Here is a 4,904-nt window from a genome sequence, read left to right on the forward strand (position 1 = left end):
CGCCGCTGCCCGACGACGAGATCGCGCCGCAGGACTTCCCCACATTCGTCCGGCCGATGCTGACCACCGAGAAGTTCGAGGACGCCGCCGCGATCACCGGCATCGGCGCGTCGAGGCTGGGACGGCGCCTGATGGTGTCGCCGTTGTCGCTGACGCTGGAGGCCTGTGAGGCCGCGATCGCCGACGCCGGGCTGACATTGGCCGACATCGACGGTCTGTCCACCTATCCCGCGATGGACGCGATGGGTATGGGCGAAGGCGGGGTGACCGCCGTGGAGGGCGCGCTCGGCATCCGGCCGACGTGGATCAACGGCGGCATGGACACCTTCGGACCGGGCGGGTCGGTGATCGCCGCGGTGATGGCGGTCGCGACCGGGATGGCGCGGCACGTGCTGTGCTTCCGCACGCTGTGGGAGGCCACGTTCAACCAGCTGATGAAGGAAGGCAAGGTGTCGCCGCCCGGCGGGGCCAGGGTGAACAGCTGGCAGGCGCCGTTCGGTGCCACCTCGGCCGCGCACACGCTGGCGCTCAACGCGCAGCGGCACTTCCACCGGTACGGCACCACCAGGGAGACCCTCGGCTGGATCGCGCTGAACCAGCGCGCCAACGCCGCGCTGAATCCGACCGCCATCTACCGCGACCCGATGACCATGGACGACTACCTCACCGCGCGGCCGATCACCACGCCGTTCGGTCTGTACGACTGTGACGTGCCGTGCGACGGTGCCGTCGCCGTCGTGGTGTCGGCCGTCGACGCCGCCGCCGATCTGCCGAAGCCGCCGGTGTACTTCGAGGCGGTCGGCACCCAGATCATCGAACGCACCGACTGGGACCAGACCACCCTGACCCACGAGCCGCAGGTGCTCGGTCAGGCCGCGCACCTGTGGACGCGAACGTCGTTGCGCCCCGGCGACATCGATGTCGCCGAGTTGTATGACGGCTTCACGTTCAACTGCCTGTCCTGGTTGGAGGCGCTCGGTTTCTGCGGTATCGGTGAGGCGAAGGACTTCCTCAACGGTGGCGCGGCGATCGCCCGTGACGGGGTGATCCCGCTCAACACCCACGGCGGCCAGCTGTCGCACGGCCGCACGCACGGCATGGGCCTGATCCACGAGGCGGTGTCCCAGCTGCGCGGTGAGGCCGGTGACCGGCAGGTCGCCGACGCCCGGGTGGCCGTCGTCAGCAGCGGCGGGCTGACGCCCAGCGGCGTGATGCTCCTGCGGACCGACCGATGACGGTGGCCCCGCGTCCGCGGGTCGTCCTCGTCGACGGCGTCCCGATGTCCGGTCTGGTCGCGCAGGTGCAGGATCCGCGCGCGGTGGTCGTCGCGGTGCACGGTGGGGCGACCTCTGCGGCGTACTTCGACTGCCCGGGCCGCCCGGAGCTGTCGCTGTTACGTCTCGCTGCGGCACGTGGTTTCACCGCGGTCGCGCTCGACCGTCCCGGGTACGGCACCTCCGCGGTGTACGCCGGCGAGTTCTCCGACCCCGCGCGCCGGGTCGCTGCCACCTCCGGTGCGGTGGACAAGATCGTGGGGACTGCGCGCGGCGCCGGGGTGTTCCTGCTCGGTCACTCGGCCGGCTGTGAACTCGCGCTGCGGCTCGCGACCGCCCGGGACGACGTCGTCGGGGTCGAGGTGGCGGGCACCGGTCTGCGGTACAGCGAGTCGGCCAAGCGCATCATCTCGTCGGCGACGACGACCAATCGGCCTGCGGGGCTGCGGGATCTGTTGTGGGAGCCGGCCGACCTGTATCCGGCCGAGGTGCTCACCGGCGCGTTGTCCGCGCCCGGGGTGGCCTACGAGGCGGAGGTGACGGCGCACTGGTCCCGGCGCGATTTCCCGGCGATCGCCGCCGGGGTGCGCGTGCCGGTGCAGTACAGCGTCGCCGAGCACGAGAAGGTGTGGCAGACCGATGCGGCGGCCGTGGCGGCGATCGCGGGACTGTTCACCGCGTCGCCGCAGGTGCGGGTCAACGCGATGCCCGGCAGCGGCCACAACCTGTCGGTCGGGCTGACCGCCGGCGAGTATCACCGAAACGTGTTGTCGTTCACCGAGGAGTGCATCGCGGGAACACAGGACCGCGATCGAGAGCAAGTGGAGGCGAGCTGATGCGGGTCGGATTCATCGGACTGGGCAGCCAGGGCGGCCCCATGGCACGCCGGATCGCCGAGGGAGGCTTCGAGACCACACTGTGGGCGCGCCGCGCCGCCAGCCTGGAACCGTACGCCGACACACCGGCGAAGACGGCCGCCACACCGGCCGAACTCGGCGCCGCCAGTGACCTGGTGTGCCTGTGTGTGGTCGGCGACGACGACGTCCGTGAGGTGCTCTACGGTGACTCCGGGGTGCTGGCGGGGCTGGCCGAGGGCGGGATCATCGCGATCCACAGCACCGTCCATCCCGAAACCTGCCGGGAGATCGCCGACAAGGCGGCGGCGCAAGGGATTTCGGTGATCGACGCCCCGGTCAGCGGCGGCGGTCCCGCGGTGGAGCAGGGCACGCTGCTGGTCATGGTGGGTGGTGACGAAGGGGTCGCGGAGCGGTGCCGGCCGGTGTTCGCGACGTACGCCGATCCGATCGTGCACCTGGGCCCGCTCGGCAGCGGTCAGAACACCAAGATCCTGAACAACCTGTTGTTCAGCGCGAACCTGGGCAGCGCCGTCAGCACGCTGGAGCTCGGCGAGTCGCTCGGCATCCCCCGCGACAAACTCGTCGAGGTGCTCAACCGCGGGTCGGCCACGAGCAAGGCGGTGGGCAGCATCTCGATGTTCGGCGGCACGCTCGACGGGCTGGCGCCGATCGCGGGGGCACTGCTGCAGAAGGACGTCCGGCACGCCGCGAGCCTGGCCGCGGCGGCGAAGGCCCCCGAGGGCGCGGTGTTCACCGCGGCCGATGCGGCACTGGAAGCCATGGATCACGCACGATGAGCGCTTGCGCGAAGAGCCGAGACGCACGATGAGCACCGTCGGCTTCGTCGGCGCGGGCCGTATGGGGGCTCCCATGGTGGACCGCCTCGTCAAGGCCGGCCACGACGTGCGGGTGCTGGCCAGGTCCGCCGAGAAGCGCGCGGCGATCGGCGAGCTGGGGGCGACCCCGGTGTCGGGGCTGGCCGAGGTCGCCGCCGACGCCGAGGTCGTGGTGGTGTGCGTGTTCACCGACGAGCAGGTCCGGGACGTCTGCCACGGCGGGCTGATCGACGCCATGTCGCCGGGCGCAACGCTGGTCATCCACACCACCGGCAGCCCGCAGACCGCGCGGACCATCGCCGAGCATTACGGTGACATCGACGTCCTGGACGCGCCGGTCAGCGGCGGGCCGCACAACATCGCCGCCGGCGCGCTGACCCTGTTCGTCGGCGGTCCGGAAGCCACCGTGTCCCGGGTGCGGCCGGTGCTGGCCGGCTATGGGGAGCCCATTCTGCACGTCGGCGCGCTCGGCGCCGGTCAGGCCGTCAAGTTGATCAACAACAGCCTGTTCGCGGCGCAGATCGGGCTGCTGCGCACGGCTGTCGACCTCGGCGCCCGCCTCGGCGTCGGCGAGGCCCAACTGCTGGCCGCGGTGCCGCACGGCAGCGGCGCCAGCCGGGTCGGTGAGTTCATCGCCGGCCGGGGGTCGGTGGCCGCGTTCGTCGCCGATGTCGGCGAGTTCATCGGCAAGGACGTCGAGGTGGTCCGCAAGACAGCGGCTGAACTCGGCAGCGACCTCGGCCTGCTCGACGACGTGATCGACGCCGGAATCCGGCCGTGAACACGGGCTATTGGGGGTACTCAAACCCATCCTGTGAGGCATACTATAGCCGTTACACAATTGCGCCCTCGCGTAACGGATGCGGACGCTGGCCCGCCGCGAAAGAGGAGACCATGACCAAGCCGAAACTGGTGTTCGACCCGTATTCACAGGAGTACTTCGACGACCCGTATGACATCTACCGGCGGATGCGTGACGAGACTCCGATCTACTACGACGAGGAACAGGATTTCTACGCGCTGACCCGGCACGCGGACGTGGCGGCGGCACTCAAGGACCACGAGTCGTTCTCGTCCACCCGTGGATGCCACCTGAGCATGATCAAGTCGGGCCAGGGGTTCCAGAAATCCATCATCTTCATGGATCCGCCGGAGCACCGCTTCATGCGCAGCCTGCTCAACAAGGCGTTCACACCCCGGGCCATCCAGTCCCAGCGCGACACCGTGATCGAACTCGTCGAGCACTATCTGTCCCAGGTGGATCCGGACAACTTCGATGTGGTGCAGGACTTCTCCGGCCCGTTCCCGGTCGAGGTGATCACCCGGATGGCCGGTGTTCCCGAGGAGTTCCGCCAGCAGGTCAGGCACTGGATCGACAAGGGTCTGGAAGTCAGGCCGGGACAGCTCGAACTGTCCGACGAGAACATGCAGGCCAACATCGACGCCGGGGTCTACTACTACGGCCTGGTGCAGGAGCGTCGGGCGAACCCGCAGAACGACATGATCAGCCGGCTGATCGCCGCCGAGATCCCCGGCGAGAACGGCGAAATGCGCAAGCTCGACGACATCGAGATCACCGGCTTCGTGGCGCTGCTGGGCGGAGCCGGCGCCGAGACCGTCACCAAGTTGGTCGGCAGTGCGGTGGTCGAGTTCGCACGGCATCCCGAACAGTGGCAGATGCTGGTCGACGACCGCAGCCTGGTGCCGGCAGCGGTCGAGGAGTTGCTGCGCTACGTGGGCCCCGTGCAGTACAACGTGCGCTACACCCTGAAGGAAGCCGAAGTGCCCAGCGGGACGATTCCGGCGCACAAGCCGGTCTTTTTGATGAAAGCGGCCGCCAACCGCGACCCGCGCGCGTTCACCGACGGCGAGACCTTCGACATCACCCGCGACAGGACCGAGGCGCAGAACCTGGGCCTGGGCTACGGCATCCACAG

General features: G+C 69.5%; 5 protein-coding genes. All 5 read left to right on the plus strand.

Annotated features, from left to right (window positions below; all coding sequences use genetic code 11):
- Positions 1–1,235, plus strand: a 1,235-nt coding sequence (locus ASJ79_RS18685; protein ID WP_067958300.1) for a thiolase family protein, incomplete at its 5' end; no start/stop codon positions are given.
- On the plus strand, positions 1,232–2,110 hold the full coding sequence (locus ASJ79_RS18690) for an alpha/beta hydrolase (RefSeq protein WP_067958307.1): 879 nt from the start codon (positions 1,232–1,234) through the stop codon (positions 2,108–2,110). The genes ASJ79_RS18685 and ASJ79_RS18690, both read left to right, overlap by 4 nt.
- Positions 2,110–2,928 carry an NAD(P)-dependent oxidoreductase gene (locus tag ASJ79_RS18695; protein WP_067958312.1) on the plus strand — a complete coding sequence of 273 codons (819 nt, stop codon included), beginning with the start codon at positions 2,110–2,112 and terminating at the stop codon, positions 2,926–2,928. Before ASJ79_RS18690 ends, ASJ79_RS18695 begins: the two co-directional genes overlap by 1 nt.
- Positions 2,929–2,956: 28 nt before the next feature.
- Entirely contained in the window at positions 2,957–3,748 is a 792-nt protein-coding gene (locus ASJ79_RS18700) for an NAD(P)-dependent oxidoreductase (RefSeq protein WP_067958315.1), read from the plus strand.
- Between the two features lie 113 nt (positions 3,749–3,861).
- The coding region (locus ASJ79_RS18705) for a cytochrome P450 (protein WP_067958318.1) at positions 3,862–4,904 on the plus strand (1,043 nt) is incomplete at its 3' end.

It is taken from the genome of Mycobacterium sp. NAZ190054, assembly GCF_001545925.1.
In the GTDB taxonomy this organism is placed as follows: Bacteria; Actinomycetota; Actinomycetes; order Mycobacteriales; family Mycobacteriaceae; genus Mycobacterium.